This window comes from Streptomyces longispororuber (assembly GCF_024448165.1).
Classification (GTDB): Bacteria; Actinomycetota; Actinomycetes; order Streptomycetales; family Streptomycetaceae; genus Streptomyces; species Streptomyces longispororuber_A.
This window is the reverse complement of sequence record NZ_JAMOLN010000182.1, coordinates 1-20,981: the sequence shown is the minus strand read 5'-3', so window position 1 is coordinate 20,981 and position 20,981 is coordinate 1. Positions and strand designations below refer to the sequence as shown.

Sequence of the window (20,981 nt, the reverse complement as noted above, 5' to 3'; positions counted from 1 at the left end):
GCCGCGTCCGGCTCCCGGGAACCTGCGGGCCCGCCTCACCTCGTTCGTGGGACGGTCCGCCGACATCGATGCCATCCGCGCCGACCTGGACCGCGTACGGCTGGTGACCCTGCTCGGGCCCGGCGGGGCCGGCAAGACGCGGCTGTCGCAGGAGGCCGCCGAAGGGCTCGCCGGTACCGCGCCGGACGGCGTGTGGCTGGCCGAACTCGCCCCGGTGAGCGATCCGGACGCCGTACCCGAAGCCGTCGTCAGCGCGCTCGGCGCCCGCGAGACGGTGCTGCGCGGCGCCGGCGCCGAAGAGCTGCGGGCCGCCTCCGAACGACAGGGCGACGACCCCCTCGTACGCCTCGTGGAACACTGCGCCGACCGCAGGATCGTCCTCATCCTCGACAACTGCGAGCACGTCATCGACGCCGCGGCCACCCTCGCGGAGCAGCTCCTCGCCCGCTGCCCCGGCGTCACCGTCCTCGCCACGAGCCGCGAACCCCTCGGTGTACCGGGGGAGTTGCTGTACCCCGTCGAACCGCTCCCCGAGCCGTACGCGCTCCGTCTGTTCGGCGAGCGCGGCGCCGCCGTGCGCCCCGGCTTCACCGTCGACCAGTCCGCCGAGACCACCGCGGCCGTCGCCGAGATCTGCCGCCGCCTCGACGGCCTGCCGCTCGCCATCGAGCTCGCCGCCGCCCGGCTGCGGATGCTCACCCCGCGCCAGATCGCCGACCGCCTCGACGACCGGTTCCGGCTGCTCACCTCCGGCGCCCGCACCGCCCTGCCCCGCCAGCAGACCCTGCGCGCGGTCGTCGACTGGTCCTGGGACCTGCTCGACGCACCCGAACGCACCGTCCTCGCCCGGCTGTCCGTCTTCAGCGGCGGCTGCGACCTGCCCGCCGCCGAGGCGGTCTGCGGCCCCGACGCCCTGGACACCCTCGGCTCCCTCGTCGACAAGTCCCTCGTCGTCGCCGCCCCCGACGACAGCGGCGACGCGGGCGAAGGCATGCGGTACCGGCTCCTGGAGACCGTCGCCGAGTACGCGGGCGGCCGCCTCGACGAGGCCGGTGACCGCACCGCCGCCGAGCGCGCCCACCTCACCCACTACCGCGAACTCGCCCGCACCACCGACCCGTTGCTGCGCGGCGCCGGGCAGCGCACGGCCATCGCCCGGTTCGAGCGCGACTACGAGAACCTGCGCACCGCCCTGCGGCACGCCGTCGCCGCCCGCGACGAGCAGGAGGCGATCGCCCTCGTCCTGTCGCTGTCCTGGTTCTGGCAGATGCGGGACCTGCGCACCGACGCCCGCACCTGGGCGGGGGAGGCGGCCGCGCTCGGCCCCGATCCGTTCGAGGGACCGGTCCGCCCCGCCCCGCCGCTGCACCAGCGCTGCACCGACACGCCCCCGCCGCTCACCGGCGAACTCCTGGACGAGGCGCGCCGCGAGGTCCATCTCTCCCGGCTCTCCTTCATGGACATGGAGATGGACCGCTGGCAGTCCGACGAGGGCCAGGCCAGGCTGCGCGCCATCCGCGAGACCTACCGCGCCGACCTGCCGCAGGCCTGCCGCCCGCCCGGCAACGTCTGGTACTTCGCCGTCCTGCTCACCGGTGAGGTGGACCGGATGCACGACCTCGCCGACGTGACGGTCCGCACCTGCCGCGAGCTCGGCTACGACTGGGAACTGGCGCTCGTCCTCCAGCTGCGCGCCAACATCTTCGCCAACCGCAGCGAATGGGCCGCCCGCGGTCTCCCGGACGCCGACGAGGCGCTCGCCCTGTTCACCCGGCTCGGCGACGAATGGGGCGTCGCCGAGGCGCTGTCCGCGCGCGGCGAGGCGCACGAGCGGCTCGGCCGGTGGGCCGACGCGGCCGCCGACTACGCCCGCGCGCGGGAGGTCGCCGAGAGCATGGGGGCGCACGCCCAGGCCGCGATCCTCCAGGTCCGGCTCGGCCAGGCGTACATCGAGCAGGGCCAGGGCGAGCGCGGCGAGACCATGCTGTGGGAGGCCGTCGACAAGGCCAGCCGGCACACGAACGAGGCCAGGCCCGCCGCCCGGATGTTCCTCGTCGGCCGGCTCGCCACCACCGGCCGCACCGCCGAGGCGCGCGAGCAACTCGACTTCCTGCTGCAGGAGTTCAAGGTGACGGAGATCGAGTTCTTCGCCGCCATGCACATCGGGATGGCGGCCATGCTCGACGTCCTCGACGGGCACGCCGAACCGGCCGTGGCGGGCGCCCTGCAGGCCCTGGAGACGGCGCGGCTGCCGCTGGCCCAGCTGATCATGCCGCACCTGTCGGGGCTGCACCTGCTCACGGCGGCCCGGGCGCTCGCCCTGCGCGCCGGGCCGGGCGACGCGGAGACGGCCGCGCGGATGATCGGCGCGGCCGACGCGGTGCTGCCCGCGGAGCACGTGCCGTCCGGCATGGAGCGCGACTGGCGGGCCGACGCGGAGGCCGACGTACGGGCGCTGCTCGACGACGCGGCGTACACCCGCGCACACGCCGAGGGCGGCGGCCTCTCCGTGGAGGAGGCCACCGCCCTGCTGGGACGCGAACCGGCGGACCCCTAGGGTCTGTCTCCCAGATCCCTCCTGCCCGGCGACGCCCGGCACGCGCTCTCGCCGCACCGGGCGCCGCGGGGCCCGCCCTTCGGGCGGACGGAGGGACCTGGGAGACAGGCCCTGGGCCCGCGGTCCTCAGCTCTGCTTGGTGAACTTGCGGATCGCGATCGGCGCCATGACCAGCGTCAGACCCGCGGTCCAGGCCAGCGTCACCCACAGGCCGTGCGCGACCGGGCCGCCGACCATCAGGCCGCGGGCCGCGTCCGCGAGACCGGACATCGGGTTGTACTCGGTGAAGTTCTGCAGCCAGCCCGGCATCGACTGGGTCGGCGCGAAGATCGACGAGCCGAACTGCAGCGGCATCATCACCAGGAAGCCCATCGCCTGCACGGACTGGGCGTTCTTCATGGTCACACCGAGGACCAGGAAGATCCACATGATGGCCGAGCCGAACAGCGCCGAGAGGCCGATGGCGCCGAACAGTCCCGCCCAGTTGTTGATGTCGAAGCCGACGAGCACCGCCACGATCATCAGGACCGTGGTCGCCACGAGCAGGCGCAGCAGCTCGACGGAGACCTTCGCGATCAGCACGGACGCCCGTCCGATGGGCAGGGACCGGAACCGGTCCATGATCCCCTTGTGGAAGTCCTCGTTGAAGCCGGTGCCGACGCCCTGCGCGATGTTCATGCTCATCATCGCGACCATGCCGGGGATCACGTATTGCACGTACGCGTCCTGGCCGCCGCCGAGCGACTGGCCGATCGAGCCGCCGAAGACGTACACGAACAGCAGGGTGAAGACGATCGGCATCAGGACCGCGTCGAACATCGACTCCGGGTCCTGCTTGATCCAGAGCAGGTTGCGGCGGACGAGGGCGCCGGTGTGGCGCAGATGGCCGCGCAGTCCGATCCGTGGATCGGCTTCGACCTTGATGGTGGGCGCCGCGGGCGCCGTCACGGTGGTGGCGCTCATACGGCGACCTCCTCGAGCTCGGGCCTGGCGTCCTGCGGGGCGGACGCCTTCTGGCCGGTGATGGAGAGGAACACCTCGTCCAGGCTGGGCAGTTCGGTGGCGATCGAGCCGATCGTGATGCCGCGCGCGGTGACCGCGCCGACCACGGCCGTCAGCTGCTCGTCGCTGAGGATCGGCACGAGGACCGTGCCGGACTCGGCGTCCACGGTGGACGTGGCGATACCGGTGAGTCCCATGTCGTCGAGGGCGTGCGCCAGCGGGCGCAGCTCCAGCGGGTCGGCCGGACGGATCCGCAGGGTGCGGCCGCCGACCTTCGCCTTCAGCTCCTCGATGCCGCCCTCCGCGATGACCTTGCCGCGGTCGATGACGGTGAGCTCGGAGGCCAGCTGCTCGGCCTCCTCCATGTACTGGGTGGTGAGCAGCACGGTCACGCCGTCCCGCACCATGCTCTTGACCTCGTCCCACACCTCGTTGCGGGTACGAGGGTCGAGGCCGGTCGTCGGCTCGTCCAGGTAGAGGACGTGCGGGCGGCCGATCATCGACGCCGCGAGGTCGAGGCGGCGGCGCATGCCGCCTGAGTAGGTCTTGGCGGGCCGGGTCGCGGCGTCCGTCAGGGAGAACCGCTCCAGGAGGGCGTCGGCGCGGGACCGCGCCTCCTTCTTGGACAGGTCGAGCAGGCGCCCGATCATGTACAGGTTCTCCCGGCCGGAGAGCTTCTCGTCGACCGAGGCGTACTGGCCGGTGAGCCCTATCACGCGGCGGAGCTGACGGGGCTGCTTCACCGCGTCGTAGCCCGCCACGATCGCCGTGCCGGCGTCGGGGGTGATGAGGGTGGACAAGCAGCGGACGAGGGTCGTCTTGCCGGCGCCGTTCGGCCCGAGCACACCCATCACGGTGCCCTCGTGCACGTCCAGGTCCACGCCGTCCAGAGCCTTGGTCTCGCCGTAGTGCTTGACCAGTCCCCGTACGGACACGGCCACGGGGCGGCTGCCCGTGCTGTTGTCGGGGGTCTTGTCGATTCGCGTCATGTCCACCAAGGTGCCAGCCGCCACCGACAACTCACCGACATCCGACCGACAGCGAGCGATCGACCGCCGATATATCGCCGACAGGTTGCGTAAGCGCTGGCCGCGCGGGACCGGGCCCCCTCCGCCGCGACCTCCGCCGCGGCCTCCGGCCGGGCCCTCGTCGCCCACCCGCAGCCACCCGTGCGGGTGGGTTGTCGGGTGCGGGTCTTCCCGTGGGGGCTGGCCGCCGCCGGCGTCTGCACGACCGCTGGCGTCTGCACGGTCGTCGGCGTCTGCACCGATGTCGCTGTCTGCACGGTCGTCGGCGTCCGTACGGCCGTCGGCCCCGTGCGGCCATGGCCTTCGCGCCGCTGTCAGGTCGCCCGCGCGTGCGGGGGCTCCGCGACGTCGGAGGCGGGGGCGACGCCGAGCAACTTCACCGCTGGGCCTGCGCCGACTCCGGGTGCAGCTCCACTGTCGGGCCTGCGCCGACGGCAGGAGCGGGGCCCCGCTGGGCCTGCGCCGACCCAGGTGGGGGACCCCCACCGGGCCTGCGCCGACCCCAGGTGCAGCTCCACCGTCGGGCCTGCGCTCACCCCGGATGCGGGATCGCCCTCCGAGGCTGGGTCACCCCCACCCACCCGCCACGGACCGATAGCCGCCGACGGCGAGTAGTCCCACGTGGAGACCCGCACCCGACAACCCACTCGCACGGGTGGCTTCGGGTGGGGGAGACGGCCCGGGGCGCAGGCCGCAGGCCGCGCCGAGAGGGACCGGTCGACCCGCGGAGCGACCCGCGGAGCGTGACGCAGCCCGTCGACGGGGGAAGATCGACGGGCTGCGTGTGGTGCCGCTATGGCTCAGTGGACGGAGTGTTCCTCCAGAGGGAACGTTCCGCCGACAACGTCCTCCGCAAACGCCTTGGCCGCATCGGACATGACCGACCGCAGATCCGCGTACTGCTTCACGAAGCGCGGCATCTTGCCACCGGTCAGCCCGAGCGCGTCGGTCCAGACGAGGACCTGCGCGTCCGTGTCGGGACCGGCGCCGATGCCGACCGTCGGAATGTGCAGGACCCGGGTGACCTCGGCGGCCAGCTCGGCCGGAACCAGCTCCAGGACGACGGCGAACGCGCCGGCGTCCTGGACCGCCTTGGCGTCGCGCAGCAGCTGCTGCGCCGCCTCCTCGCCACGGCCCTGCACGCGGTACCCCTGCGTGTTCACGGACTGCGGGGTCAGACCGATGTGCGCCATGACCGGGATGCCCGCCTCGACGAGCAGCTTGATCTGGGCGTGCGAGCGCTCGCCGCCCTCCAGCTTGACCGCGCCGACCCCGGCCTCCTTCACCATCCGCATCGCCGACCGCAGGGCCTGCGTGGGGCCCTCCTGGTACGAGCCGAAGGGCAGGTCGCCGACGATCAGGGCGCGGGACGTGCCCCGTACGACCGCGGCGGAGAGCATGGTGAGCTGGTCGAGCGTGACCGGCACCGTGGTCTCGTACCCGAGGTGACAGTTGCCCGCCGAGTCGCCGACCAGCATCACGGGGATGCCGGCCTCGTCGAAGACGGACGCGGTCATCGCGTCGTAGGCGGTGAGCATGGGCCACTTCTCGCCCCGCTCCTTGGCGAGACCGATGTCCCGCACGGTGAGGCGGCGCGAGCTCTTCCCGCCGTACAGCGCCTTGGGATTGCTGCTGTCGGCGGACTGCGTCTGGGCAGCCGAGACTTGTTGCGTCATCGCAACGGCTCCTTCAATTCAGTCGTCTCGAGGCGCCCTGACGGCGTCCCCGGATCACCTCCATGGTGGCACCGCGTGCCGCCTGAGCGCCAGGGCACCTCGCTACTCGGCTCACGTAAAGCCTCGGTAAGGGATTACCCCGGCCATTCCAATACGAGACGGTTCCGTATCGAAATGGGGCTAGCCTCGTACACATGACCAGTCCTGCTGTCCCCGCGGCCCCCCGCATACCGGAGGCCGTGCATCGCCGTCGTTGGGTGATCCTCGGCGTGCTCATGCTGAGCCTGCTGATCGTCGTCCTCGACAACTCCATCCTGAACGTCGCGATCAAGACGATCTCGACGCCCGCGCCCACCGGCCTCGGTGCCACCCAGAGCGAGCTCGAGTGGGCCATCAACTCCTACACGCTCGTCTTCGCGGGCCTGCTGTTCACCGCCGGTCTGCTCGGTGACCGCGTCGGGCGCAAGAAGGTGCTGATCGGCGGACTCGTCGTGTTCGGCGTCGGCTCCGCCCTGGCCGCCGAGTCCGGCTCGCCGGTCCAGCTCATCGCGTTCCGCGCGCTGATGGGCCTCGGCGCCGCCTTCGTCATGCCCGCCACGCTCGCCGTGCTCATGAACGTCTTCGAGCGCGAGGAGCAGCCGAAGGCCATCGGCATCTGGGCCGGCGGCGTCGGCCTGGCCATCGCCATCGGCCCGATCACCGGTGGACTGCTGCTCGACCACTTCTGGTGGGGCTCGGTGTTCCTCGTGAACGTGCCGATCGTGATCCTCGCCGTCGTGCTGATGATCGCGCTCGTGCCCGACTCGAAGGACCCGAAGCCGGGCCGCATCGACCTCGTCGGCGTCGTCCTGTCCATCGTCGGTCTCGTCCTGCTCGTCTACGGGATCATCAAGGGCGGCGACGAGGGCGACTTCACCAGCCCCCAGGTCATCGCCACGATCGTGGCCGGCCTCGTCGTCCTCGTCGGGTTCGTCGTCTACGAGAAGCGCAGCGACCACCCGTCGATCGACATCGACTACTTCAAGAACAAGGTGTTCTCGGCCGCGATCGCCGCCATCGCGCTGGTCTTCTTCGCACTGATGGGCGTCACCTTCTTCTCGGTCTTCTACACGCAGAGCGTGCGCGGGTACTCGCCGCTGCAGACCGGCGCGCTGATGCTGCCGCTCGCCGTGGCGCAGCTGATCTTCGCGCCGCGCGCCCGGCTCGTCGTCGACCGGTTCGGGGTGCGGGCCACCACGACCGGCGGGCTCGTGCTGCTCGCGGCCATGCTCGCCGCGTTCACCGTCCTCGACGCGGACACCCCGATCTGGCTCCTGGAAGTCATGTTCTTCCTGATGGGCACGGGCATGGCCCACGTGATGACGCCGACCAGCGTCGTCATCATGCAGGCGCTGCCGCGTGAGAAGGCCGGTTCCGCGTCCGCCCTGTCCAACACCTTCCGGCAGGTCGGCGGCGCCCTCGGCATCGCCGTGCTCGGCTCCGTGCTGTCCACGGCGTACCGCGGCGGCATCGAGGACAAGCTGGGCCTCCTGCCGGCCGGGGCCAGGGACGCCGCGGGCGGGTCCATCGAGGCCACGCTCGGCATCGCCGAGAAGCTCGGGCCGCGCGGCGAGGCGCTGGTCGGCGCCGCCAACGACGCGTTCCTGCACGCCATGCACGTCACCGCCCTGTGGGGCGCGGCGGTGGCCCTGGCCAGTGCCGTCGTGACGGCCCTGTTCCTGCCGGGCAAGCCGCCGGCGGCGCCCGCCGGGCAGCAGGGCGAGCCGGAGCGGATCGGCGCGGGCCGCTGAGTCCCGCACGGCGGGCCGGACGACGCTGAGACAATCGCCCCGGAACCCGGCGGTCCGCCGGGTTCCGGGGTCGTGGAGGAAAGGCGGAGGCGTGGACGCGGAACGGGCCGGGCAACAGGCGCGGCAGTACGGACTCGAGAGCGCGCCCCCGTCGACGGCCACTGCGCCGGCACCCGCCCCCGTCCGCGGCCGGCCCCGCAGCGAGGCCGTCGAACAGGCCATCGTCGAGGGCGTCATCAGCCTCATCGAGGAGGGCGTGCCCCTCACCGAGCTGTCCATCGAGCGCATCGCCCGCACCGCCGGCGTCGGCAAGGCCACCATCTACCGGCGCTGGGCCGGCAAGGAGGAGCTCTTCGTCGACGTGGTGGCGTCGATCGAGGAGCCGGATCCCGAACTCCCGGGCACCTCGATGCGCGACGATCTGGTCCGGCTCCTGGAACACATGCGCAGGCGCGGCCTGAACATGCGGAACTCGGCGCTGCTGCACAACGTCATCGGGCAGATGAAGACCCTGCCCAAGCTCTGGGAGGCGTACCACGAGGTCGTCGTCGAACCCCGGCGCCGGGCGATGGCCGACGTGCTGCGGCGCGGCGTCGCCGAGGGCGAGCTGCCCGCCGACACCGACATCGAGTTCGCCGCGGACCTGTTCACCGGCCCGATGCTGCTGCGCACCGTCATGCGGCCCGACGCGCCGCTGGCCGACGGCCTCTCCGAGCGCGTCGTCGACACGGTGCTGACCGCCCTCAAACCGCCGGTACCGCCCGCCCGCTGAACGATCCGGCGAATGTGCGGGTTTCGTCACAGAGGGCCCCCGTGACCGCCGCATTCGGAACTTCGCGCACCACCCCGCTCGTCCTCGTGGCCGTACGGGCGTCACGCCCCGGCAGGCCGTGGGCGTGACGGAACAGAAAGCCGCTGGACATCGCCTAGGGTTTCGGGCGGGGACAGCGGGCACGGCAGGCAGTGAGGCGACGAAGGTATGGCGCAGGCGTACGGCAGCTCAGGATCCGGGCAGCACGGGCCGGGCGCCCGGCTGCGACGTCTGGGGCACCGGCTGCGCAGCGACCGCGGCCTGTGGCGCCGCGGCATCGTCCTCGCGGCGCTCGCGGTGCTGCTCGCCCTGGTCATGCTGCTGCACGCGCAGATCCCCAACACCGTCGGCAACCTCGGCTCCCTGACCGAGACGTTCCTGCCGTGGCTCGGCCTGTTCGTCCCGGTGCTGCTCGTCCTCGGTCTCGTCCGGAAGTCGGCGACCGCGGTGCTCGCCGTCCTGGTCCCGGCGATCGTCTGGCTCAACCTCTTCGGCGGACTGCTCACCGACAAGCAGCACAGTGGCGGCGACCTCACCGTCGCCACCCACAACGTGAACGCGGACAACCCCGACCCGGCCACCACCGCCCAGGACGTCGCCGCGTCCGGCGCGCAGGTCGTCGCCCTGGAGGAGCTGACGACCGAGGCGCTGCCGACGTACGAGAAGGCGCTCGCGGGCACCTACCCGTACCACTCGGTCCAGGGCACCGTCGGCCTGTGGAGCAAGTACCCGCTGTCCGCCACCCGGCCCGTCGACATCAAGCTGGGCTGGACGCGGGCCATGCGCTCGACGGTCGCCACGCCCGAGGGCGCCGTCGCCGTCTACGTGGCGCACATGCCGTCGGTGCGGGTGAAGGTCGACTCCGGGTTCACCGCCAGCCAGCGCGACGAGAGCGCGGACGCGCTGGGCGAGGCGATCGCCGACGAGCCGCTCGGCAAGGTCATCCTGCTCGGCGACCTGAACGGCACGATGAACGACCGCGCCCTGAACGCCGTCACGTCCCAGATGCGTTCCACCCAGGGCGCGGCGGGCAGCGGCTTCGGGTTCAGCTGGCCGGCCGCTTTCCCGATGGCGCGCATCGACCAGATCATGGTCAAGGGCGTCGAACCGGTCTCGTCGTGGACCCTGCCGAAGACCAACAGCGACCATCTGCCGATCGCGGCGCGCGTTCAGCTGTGATGTGCACAACGGTCACCCGTGGGTGTGCGGGCGTCTTTGTTCCGTAAGTAAACTTACGGATTCCGCTCACCCACGTTCTTGGGAAGACCCTTCATGCCCCTCGCCCTGTTCGCCCTCGCTGTGGGCGCTTTCGGCATCGGCACTACGGAGTTCGTGATGATGGGCCTGCTGCCCGACGTCGCGGACGACCTGCACGTATCCATCCCCACCGCGGGACACCTCGTCTCCGCGTACGCGCTCGGTGTCGTCATCGGCGCCCCACTGCTCGCCGCGCTCACCGCGCGCATGCCGCGCCGCCGGGTCCTGACCGGGCTCATGGTCCTGTTCGTCGCCGGCAACGCCGTGTCGGCCGCCGCCCCCGACTACCACTGGCTGATGGCCGCCCGCTTCGTCAGCGGGCTGCCGCACGGCGCCTTCTTCGGCGTCGGCGCGGTCGTCGCCACCTCGATGGTCGCGCCCGAGCGCAAGGCCCGCTCGGTCTCCCTGATGTTCCTCGGGCTGACCGTCGCCAACATCGTCGGCGTGCCCGTCGCCACCGCCATGGGGCAGCAACTGGGCTGGCGCGCCACCTTCCTCGCCGTCAGCGCCATCGGGCTCGCCGCCATCGCGTCGCTGGTCGCGCTCGTCCCCGCCGATCACGGGCAGGGCCGGCCCGTCGCCGGTCTGCGCGGCGAACTCCGCGCCCTGCGGTCGGTCCCGGTCTGGCTCGCCCTCGGCACGACCGTCGCCGGATTCGGCGCCCTGTTCTCCGCGTACAGCTACATCACCCCGATGCTGACGGACGCCGCCGGGTACGCCGAGTCCGGTGTGACGCTGCTGCTCGCCCTCTTCGGCGTCGGCGCCACCATCGGCAACCTGCTGGGCGGGCGCCTCGCGGACCACTCGCTGCGCGGCACGCTCTTCGGCGGACTGACCTCACTGGTCGTCGTCCTCGCCGCCTTCCCGCTCCTCATGCGCACGGAGTGGAGCGCCGCGCTCGCCGTGCTGCTGCTCGGCGTCGCGGCCTTCACCACCGGCTCCCCGCTGCAGCTGATGGTGATGGAGAAGGCGTCCGCCGCCCCCGCCCTCGCCTCCTCCGCGAACCAGGCCGCGTTCAACCTGGCCAACGCGGGCGGCGCCTGGATCGGCGGCCTCGCCCTCGCCGCCGGCTTCGGCGTGACCTCCCCGGCGGTGGCCGGGGCGGCGCTCGCGGTGCTCGGCCTCGGCGTCGCCGCCGTCGCCCACACCGTGGACCTGCGGCGCGGTCCCGCTCCGGCGGAGGGCCGACTGGTGGCCTCGCACCGGCCCGAGGCCGCGCAGCCCGTACGGCACTGACGGCGCGGGCGGGGAGGGCGGCACTTCACTCCGGGGCGCCGCCCTTCCTCACCCTGTGCCGGGCGTCAGTCCCGGCGGTAGCCCAGAACCGTCATCATGCCCGCCTCCGAGTGGTACACGTTGTGGCAGTGGACCATCCACAGGCCCGGGTTGTCGGCGTCGAAGTCGACCGTCAGCGTCCCGTTCGGCAGCACGATCGCCGTGTCCTTGCGGGGGCCGCCCGCCACGCTCGCCAGCGAGAACGTGTGGCCGTGCAGATGGACCGGGTGCCACATCGATGTCGAGTTGGCGAAGACCAGCCGCACCCGCTCGCCCGCCTTGACCGCGTACCGCTGGTCCGCCGTGTACGGCTTCTTGTTGAACGCCCAGTCGTATGTGGCCATCCCGCCCGTCAGCTGGAGCCTGACCGTGCGGTCCGGCTCCCGGGAGGGCAGGGCCACCGCGTCGGCCGCCCGGAGCCTGTCCGCCGTCAGGAGCCGGCCGTCCAGCTCCCGGGGCCGCGTCGTGGCCGACGGCGCCGCGCCCGGACCGGTCCGCAGCACCGCCAGCGCCGACGCCTTCTTGCCCTCCGCGAGCGCCGTCAGCGGGAACACCCCGTCGCCCGCGGTGACCAGCACGTCGTACCGCTCGCCCATGCCGAGCAGCAGCGCGTCCGTCGTCGCGTGCCGCACCGGGAAGCCGTCCGTGTGCGTCACCGTCATCTCGTGGCCGCCGAGCGCGACCCGGAACGCCGTGTCCCCGCCCGCGTTGACGAACCGGATCCGGATGCGGTCGCCGGGGCGCGCCCGGAAGGACGAAGGGGCCTTCGCCGTCCGCCCGTTGACCAGGTAGTGCGGGTACTTCACGTCGCCCGCGTCGCCGCCCAGCAGCTCGCTGGTCGCGCCCATCATCATCCGGGACGGGCCCGACGCGGTGGCGGACGGCGAGGCGTCCCGCTCCATCGACATGCCGCTCATCCCCGACATGTCGTGGCCCGAGTGGTCCCCGCCCGAGCCGCCCATGCCCGCGCTCAGCTCCTTGAGCACGGCGTCCGGCGTCGAGCCGTCCACCCCGTCGACCCAGTCGTCGAGGACGACCACCCACTCCTTGTCGTACGAGAGCGGCTCCTTGGGGTCGTCCACGATCAGCGGCGCGTACAGCCCCCGGTCCTGCTGGACGCCGGAGTGCGGGTGGAACCAGTACGTGCCCGGGTGCGGGACGGTGAAGCGGTAGGTGAAGTCGGCGCCCGGGGCGACGGGCTTCTGGGTGACGCCGGGGACGCCGTCCATGTCATTGCGCAGGGCGATGCCGTGCCAGTGCAGCGACGTGGACTCGGGGAGGTGGTTGGCGAGGGTCAGGGCGAGCGTGTCGCCCGCGGTCACCCGGACCTCCCTGCCGGGCAGGTCGCCGCCGTACGACCAGGACCTGACCGTGCGGTCGCCCAGGTCGAGCGGGGTCGCGGCGGCCGTGAGCTTCACGGTGCGGACGGGGCCGGAGCCGCGCTTCTTCTCCGCGGCGGCGACCTCGGCGCCCGCCGGGTCGACGAACCCCGCGGGCGCGGCGCCGCCCGAGCCGTGACCGCCGTGCCCGGAACCGGAGTCCGATCCGGAACAGGCGGCCAGAACTCCCGTGCCGGCCACGGCGAGGGACGCGCCGAGCAGGGCGCGGCGGGTCGGGGAGCCTGGGGGAGGAGTGCTGTTGCGCATGACTGAGTGCACCTCGATGTCGGTGTCGTGCGTACTGCGTGCGGTGGGCGAACTCATCCGCTGCTTCTGATACACCGCTCGGCCCCAAGAGGTTCCACGCAGCGCGAAGCAGCCGGTGCGCAGGCCTAGATGCGCAGCACCGACAACCGGGACAGCAGTGATCTCGGCGGAGGCGGGTTCGGGCGCTGGGCGAACGCCGGGCCCCGCAGGACCGGACCCCGCAGGATCGCGCCCGCCGGCGGCCGCAGCACCGCCGCCGTCAGCAACAGCAGCGTGAACGAACCGAGCACGGCCAGACAGACGCTCAGCGGATCCATGCCGCCGTCACCGGGCGCGGGGTGCTCGTCCACCACGACCCGGGCCGGGGCGGCGTGGGTCGGCGCGACCTGAGACGGCGCGGCATGCGTGGACATCGCCATGCCGTGGCCCGCCGGGTGCTCCATCGCGTGCCCCGTCGGATGCCCCAGCGTGTGCATCCCCACGATCCCGAGGAGCAGCGCCACGAACAGCAGCAGCTGCCCGCGGCCCGTGCGGCCCTTCGTCGATGGGGACGTCATGCCCGCACCCTACCCCCACCCGGTATCACGCGATGTGCGGGCTCCCCGCCCGCCGCCGATCATGAGCCCATGACGACTACGGACGAACCGGGGCAGAACACCGAGGTCGGAGACGACGGCACCCGGCGTCAGTTCATCTCCTGGGTCACCCTCGGCCTGATGACGACCGCCTCCGTGGCGAGCCTGCGCCCCTCGCCGACCATGGCGATCTACGGCCTCGCGGCGATCTTCCTCTATCTGCTCCCGGCCCTCGTCTTCCTGCTGCCCACCGCCCTCGTCGGCGCCGAACTGGCCTCCGGCTGGACGGGCGGCATCTACCGCTGGGTCAGCGAGGCGCTCGGCAAACCGCTCGGATTCGTCGCCGTCTGGTGCCAGTTCGCCATGACCATCGCTTACTACCCGAGCCTGCTCGCCTACGTGGCGTCCACCTTCGCGTACGTGATCCACCCGAGCCTGGCCGAGAACGGTCTCTACGTCGCCATCTGCATCGTCGTCATCTACTGGACCGGGGTGTGGGTCAGCTCGCGCGGCACCAGAACCGTCGCGGGCCTGTCCTCGCTCGGTCTGATCATCGGGACCCTCGTCCCCGGCGTCGTGCTCGTCGTCCTCGGCATCGTCTTCCTCGGCCAGGGCAACCCGTCCGCCGCCCCGATGGGCGCGAGCCACTGGCTGCCCCCGTGGACGGGCCTGGCCAGCCTCGTCCTGATCGTCAACAACTTCCTCTCCTACGCGGGCATGGAGATGAACGGCGTCCACGTCTCGTCGCTGCGCAACCCGCGCGGCGAGTACCCGCGCTCGATCTTCCTCGCCACCGGCCTCGTCCTGCTGATCTTCATCCTTCCGGCGCTCGCCATCAGCTGGGTCATGCCCGCGGAGCAGCTCAGCCTGACCGCCGGTCTGATGCAGGCCTTCCAGGCGTTCTTCGACCACTTCCACGTGGGGTGGATGACGCGGATCGTCGGCGTCATGCTGGTGTGCGCGGCGCTCGGCGGCATGCTGACCTGGCTCGCCGGCCCCGCCAAGGGACTCGTCCTGCTCTCCCGGCAGGAGGGCTATCTGCCGCCCTTCCTGCAGAAGTTCAACAAGCACGGCGTCCCGCAGAACGTGATGATCGCCCAGGGCGTGCTGACCACCCTCATCGGCATCCTGTACGCCTTCAGCGACAACGTCTCCAGCCAGTACTGGATGTTCTCCGTCATCACGATCCAGATCTACCTGGTCGCCTACCTGCTGATGTTCCTGGCCGTCGTACGGCTGCGGCGCACCCGGCCCGACGTGCCGCGCGGATTCGTCGTGCCCGCCGTCACCCTCGTCGCGGGCGTCGGGTTCGTGGCGTCGCTGCTCGCCCTCGTCATCGGCTTCGTGCCGCCCGACCAGTACGACACCGGGCCGCTGTGGCGCTACCTGCTGGTCGTCGGCGGCGGGCTGCTGCTGCTCGGCATCGTGGCGCCCGTCGCCTTCCTCAGGTTCCGCAAGCCCAGCTGGATCCACCCCGACCACCGCGACCCCGTGGGCCCGCCCGCCCCGTGACGGATGTGACGGATGTGACGGACCCTACGGAGCGAGGCGGCGCACGCTGTCCCTGATCACGATGTGCGTGCCCAGGAGCTGGCGCTGCTGCCCGCTCCTGCCCGCCCCGTTGAGCGCGAGACGGACCGCGGTGCGGCCCACCTCCTCGCCGGGGATGTGCACCGTCGTCAGACCCGGGGTGATGTCGGCGGCCACCGGGTCGTCGTTGTAGCCGACCACCGAGATGTCCTCGGGGACCCGCAGGCCGTACTCCCCGAGGGCCCGGATCACGGCGGCGGCCACCCGGTCGTCGCCCGCGAAGACGGCCGTGAAGTCCGGCTTCCCGTCGGCCTTGCGCAGCAGGTCGCGGATCGCCTCGTCGCCGTTGTGCTGGCCGAACCCGATGCCGTGCAGCAGCGCGTCCGCCCTCGGCACCCCGTGGTCGTCCAGGGCCCGCAGATAGCCGCGCACCCGGTCCTCACCGGTCGTGTTCCCCGGCTGGTAGCCGATCAGCGCGATCCTGCGGTGGCCCGCGCCCAGCAGATGGCTGGTGATCGCGTGGGCGCCCGCCTCGTTGTCGTACTCGACGACCACCGCGGGGACGTCCGGCGCGGGCGCGGGCCGGCCGCACAGCACGAGCCGCGAACCGGCCGCCGCGAGCGACTGCGCGTACTGCGCCATCCGCTCCCGGTACGCGGCGTCCTCCACGACCCCGCCGACCAGGACGACCGCCTCCGCGGCCTGCTCCCGCATCATCTGCACGAGTGCCAGCTCACGGGCCGGGTCCGCGCCGGTCGACGCCACGAGCGTCAGCCGGTCGTGCTGGGCGGCCTCCTTCTCGACGCCCTGCGCGATGGCCGCGTAGAAGGAGCTCACCACGTCGAGCATCAGCACGGCGATCGTCTTGCGCCCGGCACCCGCCAACGCGCGCGCGTGCGCGTTGGCGACGTAGTCCAGGTCCTTCGCCGCACGCAGCACCTTGGCGCGCGACGCGGCCGAGGTCGGGTAGTTGCCCGCGAGCACCCGGGACACGGTCGCCACCGAGACCCCCGCGCGCGCCGCCACGTCCCGGATCGTGGCCCGCTCGCCCACTTCGCATCTCCCTCGGTCGGCCCGGCGGGGCCCGCAGGTACCGCGGGCCCCGCACCATCATCGCGTGCGCCGCCGCCGGCGGTGCGCCACGTCCGTCAATGGGCCGCCGCGTATTCCGCAGTGAACTCCTCGACGACCTTCTTGCCGCCCTGAGCCTGCCACTTCGCGTACACCGCGTCCCAGTCGGAGACCTTCTTGCGGCCGGACACGATGGCGGTGACCCCGTCGTCGATCAGCTGCTGGAGGGCGGCGCCCTGCCGGTTGTAGGTGTCCGACTGCAGTCCGAAGCGGATGTTCGGCTGCATCAGCGGGACGACCTTCTGCTGCCAGGCGTGCAGCCGCTCGACGACGCTGGGGAAGCCGGGCACGTACAGCACCTGCGGGGCGTCCGAGAGGTACGTGAACGGCACGTTCGTCTTCGACTCGAGCAGACCCAGCTCGGTGGGGATCGGGTTGTTGTCCTTGTCGCGCTCGAAGTGCGTGCCCTCCAGGCCGAAGTGCGTCAGCTCGTACTCCTCGGTGCCGAACGGCGCCGCCAGGTAGTCCAGGACGCGCAGGATCAGCTCGATCCGCGCCTTGGACGCCTTCTTGAGCACCGTGTAGCCGAAGATGCCGCGGCTCTGCTGGTACTTCGCGGTCCCGCCGTCCACCGCGTACGGGACGAGGGCGTCGAGGTCGAAGGCGTCCTTGATGCCCTGCGCGGCGGCCGGGTAGGCGAGGAAGCCGTCCGTCATGGACAGCACGGACCCGTTCCAGAACTGGGTCTTCAGGTCGACCTGCGAGACCGAGGTGGCCTCCGGGTAGTACGAACCCTGCTTGCGCACCTTCGCCAGGTACTCAAGCGTCGCCCGGAACTCGTCGGTGCCGCCCCAGTGCACCGCCTTGCCGTCCTGCATGGCGAACTCGTTGGGCGCGCCGAACCAGTTGGCGTGCGTCTTGTAGCCGAAGAACGCGGTCGCCGAGGCGCCGAGCGCCCACTTCTTGCCGGCGGTCGCGTCCTTGGACATCGCCGCGAAGTCGTCCGCGGACATGCCCGCCTTGTAGCCCGCCTTCGTGAAGGCGCCGCTGTTGAAGAACAGCGTGTCCTGCGGCTTGGGCCGCTCGACCGGCACGCCGTAGATCCGGCCGGAGATCCGGCCCATGCCCTCCCACGCGTACTGGGGGATGCCCGCGAGGTTCGGGTAGTCCTTGATCGCGTCGCCCGACAGGTACTCGGTCAGGTCGGCGCAGCGCGACTTCACGAACTGGGCCTCGCGAGGCAGGACGTAGCCGCCGCCGATGTTGATGACGTCCGGGATGTCGTCGCCCGCGAACAGGGTCGCCATCTTCGAGCGGAAGTCGGCGTCGGGCACCACGGTGAACTCGACGTCCACGCCGAGGGCCTTGTTGACCGCGGCCCAGTACTTGTTCTGCGCGGCGGGCTTGGGCGGGGTGCCGTACGTGATCGAGAGGACCTTGATCTTCTCCTTGCCGGAGCCGGGCTTCTCGGCGATCGCCTTCACCAGGTCGGCCGGGTACTTCGTGTAGCCGGCCTGGACACCCTCGGCGGTCGGCGCCAGGTCGGGCGTCGCGCCCTTCGCCGGGGTGTACGCGGGCCAGGCGGCGGCCTTCTTGCCCGCGTTGGAGACGGAGCCGCCGCCGGCGGAGTCGGAGGAGCAGGCGGTCAGCAGGGACGGCGCGGCGATCGCGGCGCCGCCGACGGCGATGGAGCGCAGCAGGGTGCGGCGCGACATGGCGGAAGAGGACATGGCGAAGGGCCCTTCGGCTAAAGGAGGTCGGGACGTGCGGAGCGGGAGGTGGGGGCGAGGGGAGAGCGGGTGGTGTCTCAGCTCTTGATGGCGCCGGTGAGCACGCCCTTGGTGAAGTACTTCTGCAGGAAGGGGTAGACGAGCAGGATCGGCACGGTGGCGATCACCAGGACGGCCATCTGCGTCGTCTGCGGCGCCGAGACCATGCCCGCCTCACTGAGACCGGTGTCGGCGATCTGCGCGCCCCCGATGACGTACGTGCGCAGCACCTGGGAGAGCGGCCAGTGGCCCGACTCCAGGTAGATGGAGGCCGTGAACCACGCGTTCCAGTACGACACCGCGTAGAAGAGTCCGACGACGGCGAGGGCGGCCTTGGACAGCGGCAGCGCGATCCGCCAGAACGTGGCCCAGTCGCCCGCGCCGTCCAGCCGCGCCGCCTCGTACAGCTCCTCAGGGATGCCCTGGAAGAAGCCGCGCAGCACCACCAGGTTGAACACGTTGATGAGGACCGGCGCGATCACCGCCGCGTACGTGTCCATCAGCCCGAGCCCCTTGACCAGCAGGAAGGCCGGGATCATGCCGGGCGGGAAGAGGAAGGTGAACAGCACGACCAGCAGCACCGGCTTGCCGCCGTAGACGCCGGGCCGGCTGAGCGCGTACGCGAGGCACGCGGTGCACGCGAGGGAGAGCAGCGTGCCGACGACGGTGATGCCGATGCTCACGCCGAGCGCCTTCGTCACGATGCCGCCGCTGAGGATGTTCTCGTACGCGCGCAGCGTCGGCTCGCTCGGCCACAGCACCCAGCCGCCGTTGGCCACCACCTCCTTGTTGGAGGCGAGCGACGTGGAGACGATCACCAGGAACGGTACGAGGACCAGACACAGCAGCACGAGCACGGCCACGCCCTTGGCGGCCTTGGTGACGGGCTTCGGCTTCTCCATCCACGCGGGACGGACCGGGGTTGCGGACGTGCTCACTTGTAGACCCCCTGCTCGCCGAGCTTGTGCGCGATCCGGTTGGCGACGAACACGAGGAGCGCGCCCACCAGGCCCTTGAAGAGCCCGGCCGCGGCGGCGTATCCGGTGTCGCCGCCGACGATGCCCTGCCAGAAGACGAAGGTGTCGAGCACCTCGCCGACCTCCGGGCCCACCGACTGCCGCTGCAGCAGCATCTGTTCGAAGCCGACGGAGAGGATGTCGCCGAGCCGCATGATCAGCAGCAGTACGACGATCGGCCGGATCGACGGCAGCGTCACGTGCCAGAAGCGGCGCCACGGCCCGGCCCCGTCGATCGCGGCGGCCTCGTACTGCTGCTCGTCGACCTGCATCAGGGCGGCCAGGAAGATGATGGTGCCCCAGCCGGCGTCCTTCCAGATCACCTCGGCGACGACGAGCGGCCGGTAGGCGTCGGGGTTGCCGATGATGTCGACGGTGTGCAGGCCGCTGTCGCCCAGGAAGCTGTTCAGCAGGCCGGTGTCGGACAGGACCTGCTGGAACAGGGCGACGACGATCACCCACGACAGGAAGTGCGGCAGGTAGACGACGGACTGCACGAAGCGGCGCAGCAGGTCCGAGGTCAGGCTGTGCAGCAGCAGCGCGATCGCCAGCGGCACGGGGAAGTAGAACGTCAGCTGGAGCACGGCGATGTAGAGCGTGTTCCACGTCGCGTGCCAGAAGTCCGGGTCGCCGAACATCCGGCTGAAGTTGCCGAACCCGACCCACTGGCTGCCCCACAGGCCGGCGAACGGGTCGTACTCCTTGAACGCCACGACGTTGCCGACGAAGGCGCCGTAGTGGAAGACCAGGAAGTACACGACGCCCGGCACCATGAGCAGCAGCAGCGTACGGCTGCTTCGAAACCGTTTCCAGCCTGCATATCGCGGGCTGTTCTTCGTCTTTGGGCCGGTTTGCGGCCCGCCGGGAGGGGCCGCCACCCCGGCATCGGGCCTTTCCTTCGCCACCGTGGGCACGGGAACCCCTCCGTCGTTGGAACAAGGTGAGGCGGAATCTAAAACGGTTACTACGGGCGGTCAACCCCCTTAGCGACGGAGAACCTTGACCCCATGGCCCGCGAGTGCCTAGCCTCCTGGGAAATTGAAGTAACCGGTTACAGAGTCTGAGGGGTGGAACGAGTGACGGCACACCGACCGACCGCGGCACTGGCCATGGGTGCCCAGGTGGTGGAGCGGGTCTTCCCGCCCGACCTGAGGGAACGGCTGGGCCGCAGCGTGCGGTTGGCCGCGCCGCCCCTGACGGGGGAGTTCGACGGGAGCGCGGCCGCGGAGGTGCTCGGCGGGGTCGAGGTCCTGGTCACCGGGTGGGACTGCCCGCCGCTGACGGAGCGGGTGCTGGACGCCGCGCCGCACCTGAAGGCCGTGATCCACGCGGCGGGGTCCGTCCGGCCGATCGTCACGGACGCCGTGTGGGAGCGCGGGCTGCTCGTCTCGTCGGCGGCCGACGCGAACGCCGCACCCGTCGTCGCCTTCACCCTCGCCGCGATCACCTTCGCGGCCAAGGGAGCGCTGCCCGCCGCCGCGGCGTACGCGACGGCGTGGCCCGGGTTCCTGGAGCGGGAGGGTGCCGACGGGCGGGTCGTCGGCGTCATCGGGGCGTCACGGATCGGACGCCGGGTGATCGAGGCGCTGCGGGCCGACTCCGCGGGGTACCGGGTGCTGCTGTGCGATCCGTACGTGTCCGAGGGGGAGGCGGCGCGGCTCGGGGTGGAGCGGGTGGGGCTCGCGGAGCTGTGCCGGCGCAGCTCGATCGTGACCGTGCACGCGCCTCAACTGCCGGAGACACGGGGGATGTTGAGCGCGGAGATGCTGCGGCTCGTGCCGGACGGCGGGGTGGTGGTCAACACGGCGCGGGGGTCGCTCGTCGATGCGGAGGCGCTGGCCGCGGAGTGTGGGTCCGGGCGGTTGTCGGCCTACCTCGACGTCACGTCCCCGGAGCCGCTGCCCGCCGGGCATCCGTTGCTGACGCTGCCGAACGTGCTGGTCACTCCGCATGTGGCCGGGGCGCAGGGGAGTGAGGT

Annotated in this window: 16 protein-coding genes; 7 read left to right on the top strand and 9 right to left on the bottom strand. The window is 71.7% G+C overall.

Translation table 11 applies throughout. The annotated features are described in order from the left end of the window. Positions 1 to 2,557, top strand: a 2,557-nt coding sequence (locus M4J07_RS36660) for an ATP-binding protein (RefSeq protein WP_255979393.1), incomplete at its 5' end; no start/stop codon positions are given. A gap of 126 nt (positions 2,558 to 2,683) precedes the next feature. Here the strand turns inward: M4J07_RS36660 and M4J07_RS36655 are convergent. The 3 genes from M4J07_RS36655 to panB all read right to left on the bottom strand — a co-directional run bounded on the left by M4J07_RS36655 (position 2,684) and on the right by panB (position 6,263). Further along, positions 2,684 to 3,520 carry an ABC transporter permease gene (locus tag M4J07_RS36655; protein ID WP_255979391.1) on the bottom strand — a complete coding sequence of 279 codons (837 nt, stop codon included), beginning with the start codon at positions 3,518 to 3,520 and terminating at the stop codon, positions 2,684 to 2,686. Continuing rightward, the gene (locus tag M4J07_RS36650) at positions 3,517 to 4,548 is read right to left on the bottom strand and encodes an ATP-binding cassette domain-containing protein (RefSeq protein WP_255979389.1); all 1,032 of its coding nucleotides are present in this window, start codon (positions 4,546 to 4,548) and stop codon (positions 3,517 to 3,519) included. Before M4J07_RS36650 ends, M4J07_RS36655 begins: the two co-directional genes overlap by 4 nt. Positions 4,549 to 5,387: 839 nt before the next feature. Continuing rightward, the gene (gene panB / locus M4J07_RS36645) at positions 5,388 to 6,263 is read right to left on the bottom strand and encodes a 3-methyl-2-oxobutanoate hydroxymethyltransferase (protein WP_255979387.1); all 876 of its coding nucleotides are present in this window, start codon (positions 6,261 to 6,263) and stop codon (positions 5,388 to 5,390) included. Positions 6,264 to 6,457: 194 nt separating this feature from the next. Here panB and M4J07_RS36640 point away from each other — a divergent pair, with 194 nt between their 5' ends. The 4 genes from M4J07_RS36640 (at position 6,458) to M4J07_RS36625 (ending at position 11,357) form a co-directional block, all read left to right on the top strand. Further along, complete coding sequence (locus M4J07_RS36640; RefSeq protein ID WP_255979385.1) at positions 6,458 to 8,053, top strand: MFS transporter; 1,596 nt, start codon at positions 6,458 to 6,460, stop codon at positions 8,051 to 8,053. 91 nt (positions 8,054 to 8,144) lie between these two features. Then, positions 8,145 to 8,825, top strand: a complete 681-nt coding sequence (locus tag M4J07_RS36635) for a TetR/AcrR family transcriptional regulator C-terminal ligand-binding domain-containing protein (RefSeq protein WP_255979383.1) — start codon at positions 8,145 to 8,147, stop codon at positions 8,823 to 8,825. A gap of 207 nt (positions 8,826 to 9,032) precedes the next feature. Further along, positions 9,033 to 10,043: an endonuclease/exonuclease/phosphatase family protein gene (locus M4J07_RS36630; RefSeq protein ID WP_255979381.1), complete on the top strand. Its 1,011-nt coding sequence runs from the start codon at positions 9,033 to 9,035 to the stop codon at positions 10,041 to 10,043. Between the two features lie 93 nt (positions 10,044 to 10,136). Further along, positions 10,137 to 11,357, top strand: coding sequence for an MFS transporter (locus M4J07_RS36625; RefSeq protein WP_255979379.1), 1,221 nt, complete (start codon positions 10,137 to 10,139; stop codon positions 11,355 to 11,357). Between the two features lie 65 nt (positions 11,358 to 11,422). Here M4J07_RS36625 and M4J07_RS36620 read toward each other — a convergent pair whose 3' ends face one another. Together M4J07_RS36620 and M4J07_RS36615 are read right to left on the bottom strand one after the other, a co-directional pair. Next, positions 11,423 to 13,042 (bottom strand): multicopper oxidase family protein, encoded by a 1,620-nt coding sequence (locus M4J07_RS36620; RefSeq protein ID WP_255979399.1) that lies wholly within the window; start codon positions 13,040 to 13,042, stop codon positions 11,423 to 11,425. Positions 13,043 to 13,167: 125 nt separating this feature from the next. Then, positions 13,168 to 13,599 (bottom strand): DUF6153 family protein, encoded by a 432-nt coding sequence (locus M4J07_RS36615; RefSeq protein ID WP_255979377.1) that lies wholly within the window; start codon positions 13,597 to 13,599, stop codon positions 13,168 to 13,170. Positions 13,600 to 13,668: 69 nt separating this feature from the next. Between M4J07_RS36615 and M4J07_RS36610 the strand changes: the two genes are divergently transcribed. Beyond that, entirely contained in the window at positions 13,669 to 15,129 is a 1,461-nt protein-coding gene (locus tag M4J07_RS36610; RefSeq protein ID WP_255979375.1) for an APC family permease, read from the top strand. A 24-nt stretch (positions 15,130 to 15,153) separates the two neighbouring features. Here M4J07_RS36610 and M4J07_RS36605 read toward each other — a convergent pair whose 3' ends face one another. From M4J07_RS36605 to M4J07_RS36590, 4 genes are all read right to left on the bottom strand, one after another. Continuing rightward, complete coding sequence (locus tag M4J07_RS36605) at positions 15,154 to 16,200, bottom strand: LacI family DNA-binding transcriptional regulator (RefSeq protein WP_255979373.1); 1,047 nt, start codon at positions 16,198 to 16,200, stop codon at positions 15,154 to 15,156. A gap of 95 nt (positions 16,201 to 16,295) precedes the next feature. After that, entirely contained in the window at positions 16,296 to 17,948 is a 1,653-nt protein-coding gene (locus tag M4J07_RS36600; RefSeq protein ID WP_255979371.1) for a sugar ABC transporter substrate-binding protein, read from the bottom strand. 77 nt (positions 17,949 to 18,025) lie between these two features. After that, positions 18,026 to 18,889 (bottom strand): carbohydrate ABC transporter permease, encoded by an 864-nt coding sequence (locus M4J07_RS36595; protein ID WP_255979397.1) that lies wholly within the window; start codon positions 18,887 to 18,889, stop codon positions 18,026 to 18,028. Between the two features lie 32 nt (positions 18,890 to 18,921). Continuing rightward, positions 18,922 to 19,776: an ABC transporter permease gene (locus M4J07_RS36590; RefSeq protein WP_255979369.1), complete on the bottom strand. Its 855-nt coding sequence runs from the start codon at positions 19,774 to 19,776 to the stop codon at positions 18,922 to 18,924. A gap of 303 nt (positions 19,777 to 20,079) precedes the next feature. On the opposite strand from M4J07_RS36590, the gene M4J07_RS36585 reads away from it, so the two are divergent. After that, on the top strand, positions 20,080 to 20,981 hold a 902-nt coding region (locus M4J07_RS36585), incomplete at its 3' end, for a hydroxyacid dehydrogenase (protein ID WP_308284804.1).